Annotated in this window: 2 protein-coding genes; one reads left to right on the top strand and one right to left on the bottom strand. The window is 60.1% G+C overall.

The genetic code is table 11. From position 1 onward, the window contains the following. Positions 1-96: 96 nt before the first annotated feature. Positions 97-1,173 (bottom strand): ABC transporter substrate-binding protein, encoded by a 1,077-nt coding sequence (locus NUV89_RS29275; protein WP_257784056.1) that lies wholly within the window; start codon positions 1,171-1,173, stop codon positions 97-99. A gap of 351 nt (positions 1,174-1,524) precedes the next feature. Here NUV89_RS29275 and NUV89_RS29280 point away from each other — a divergent pair, with 351 nt between their 5' ends. Then, a complete protein-coding gene (locus NUV89_RS29280) occupies positions 1,525-2,238 on the top strand; it encodes a UTRA domain-containing protein (RefSeq protein WP_257784057.1) in 714 nt (237 codons plus the stop codon). Positions 2,239-2,297: the final 59 nt, after the last annotated feature.

Consider the following 2,297-nt stretch of genomic DNA (forward strand, 5'->3'; position numbering starts at 1 on the left):
GTGTCAGGCAGCACATCAGTAACTGACAGACCGCTTTCGCGAGCAAGCCCGCTCCCACATTGGATCTCCTGTGGAGTTCCAATGTGGGTGACCCTGTTACTTCATCTCTACGATGACTTGCTCGTTCCACAGTTGTGGCAGTTTCTTGGATGTCGCTTCCCAGGCATCGGCATCCTTGATCGGCTGCGGGTTGGCCTTGGTGTACTGCTCGCCAGGGATCAGGTTCTTGGCGATATCCGCCGGCAGCTTCAGGTCGGTTTCGGCACGGATCGGGCGCGCATTGCCCTTCGCCAGGTTGAGCTGGCCGGCATCGCTGAAGATGTATTCGCGGGTCAGCTTCGCGGCGTTCGGGTGCTTGGCGTGTTTGTTGATGATCGTGGTGTAGCCGGATTTCACCGAACCATCCGACGGGATCAGCACCACGTAGTCATCCGGGTTGGCCATCTTGGCTTTGTAGCTCAGGCCGTTGAAGTCCCAGACGATGCCGACTTCGACTTCGCCTTTTTCCATTGTTTGAATGGTCGGGTTGTTCACGCCGAGACGGCCTTGCTGGGCAATCTTGGTGAAGAACTGCAGGCCTGGGGCGATGTTCTTTTCGTCGCCTTTGTTGGCGATGGCCGCCGCCAGTACACCGTTGGCCGCCTGGGCCGCGGTGCTGACGTCACCGATGGAGACTTTGTACTTGCCGTTTTGCAGGTCAGCCCAACTGGTGGGCACTTCGGATCCGTGCAGCAGCTTCTTGTTGATGATGAAAGCGATGGTGCCGGTGTAGGCCAGGGCCCAGTGACCGTCCTTGTCTTTCGCCCAATCGGGCACTTGGGCCCAGGTGGACGGTTTGTACGGCTGGGTCACGTCCTGTTTCACCGCAATCGGGCCGAAGGCCGCACCGACGTCGCCGATGTCGGCGCTGGCGTTGTCTTTTTCAGCCTTGAACTTGGCGATTTCCTGGGCCGAGCTCATGTCGGTGTCGATGTGCTTGAGGCCGTAGGTCTTGGCCAGGTCTTCCCAGGTGCCTTTCCAGTTGGCCCAGTCATCGGGCATGCCGACGCTGTTGACGGCGCCTTCCGCTTTCGCGGCGGCTTCCAAGGTTTTTAGATCGGTATCAGCGGCCATGGCGGCGGTGCACATGGCGATGGTCGAGCCTAACAGTGATGCCAGGAAAAGCTGTTTCATCCGAAGCTCCTTTGGGCGTTTTCAACGCTGCGTTTTTGTCGACGTTTGCGGTGGTGTTGGTCTAGGTCAGCAATACCTGAGCCAATTTAGGCCCGGTGGATGACAGTTTCATGTCGATGTCGTTTTTAAATCGCTGATGTCGCTTAGCTCAGAGTGAGCGTAGACCATGCCCAAGTGCCCGCATTGATTGGACTTGGCCGATGTATTGCAGGGTGTTCTGCGCGGGGCGGACACGGACTGTCATCTGTCGGTCATCTGCAATGCCTAGGCTGGCAGGCAACCGCTACAGCCCGAATAGAGCGCGGTTTATGCACCCGAACGGTGCTGGTCTAGTCCAGATAGGTAACGCTGATGCGTGATGAGGCAATCAAGGCGGTGACATCCATCGGCCTGGCGCTGCAAGAGCAGATCGACCACGGCCTGCTGCCGCCCGCCAGCAAACTCCCGGCCGAGCGCAAGCTCAGCGAGTTGTTTGGTACCACCCGGATTACCGTGCGGGAAGCCTTGTTACAACTGGAGGCCCAGGGCCAGATCTATCGCGAAGAACGCCGTGGCTGGTTTGTCTCGCCGCCCCGGCTGGCCTACAACCTGATGCAGCGTAGCCACTTTCACGCGATGGTCAGCGACCAGGGGCGCGTGGCGTCCACCGACGTGATCTCGGCGCGCTTGCAGCCGGCGTCGGCGGCGGTGTGTGCGTGGTTGCAGTTGCCGGCGTTGTCGAGTGTGATCCAGATCTGCCGGGGCCGGCGGATCGACGGGCGCCTGGTGTTGTATGTGGAGCACTACCTGAACCCGCAGTATTTTCCGGGGATTCTGGACTGCGACCTGAACCAGTCAATGACCGAGCTGTATGCCCGAAAGTACGACCTGCACTATGGGCGGGTGCGCTTTGAAATCGTGCCGACGTCACTGCCGGTGGAAGCGGCCGCGACGTTGCGGGTGTCGGTGGGCAGCCCGGGCTTGCGCATTGCCCGGGTCAACTATGACCAGCACCAGCGCTTGATCGACTGCGACCTGGAGTTCTGGCGGCATGATGCGATCCACGTCGGCGTGGATGTGGTGTGACCCCTGTGGCGAGGGAGCTTGCTCCCGCTGGAGTGCGCAGCACTCCCAAGCTTTTGGGG

The organism is Pseudomonas sp. 18.1.10 (assembly GCF_024655625.1).
Lineage (GTDB): Bacteria > Pseudomonadota > Gammaproteobacteria > Pseudomonadales > Pseudomonadaceae > Aquipseudomonas.

Coding starts and splice junctions, on each gene's coding strand:
- NUV89_RS29275 (WP_257784056.1), bottom strand. CDS start 1,173: ATGAAACAGCTTTTCCTGGCATCACTGTTAGGCTCGACCATCGCCATG.
- NUV89_RS29280 (WP_257784057.1), top strand. CDS start 1,525: ATGCGTGATGAGGCAATCAAGGCGGTGACATCCATCGGCCTGGCGCTG.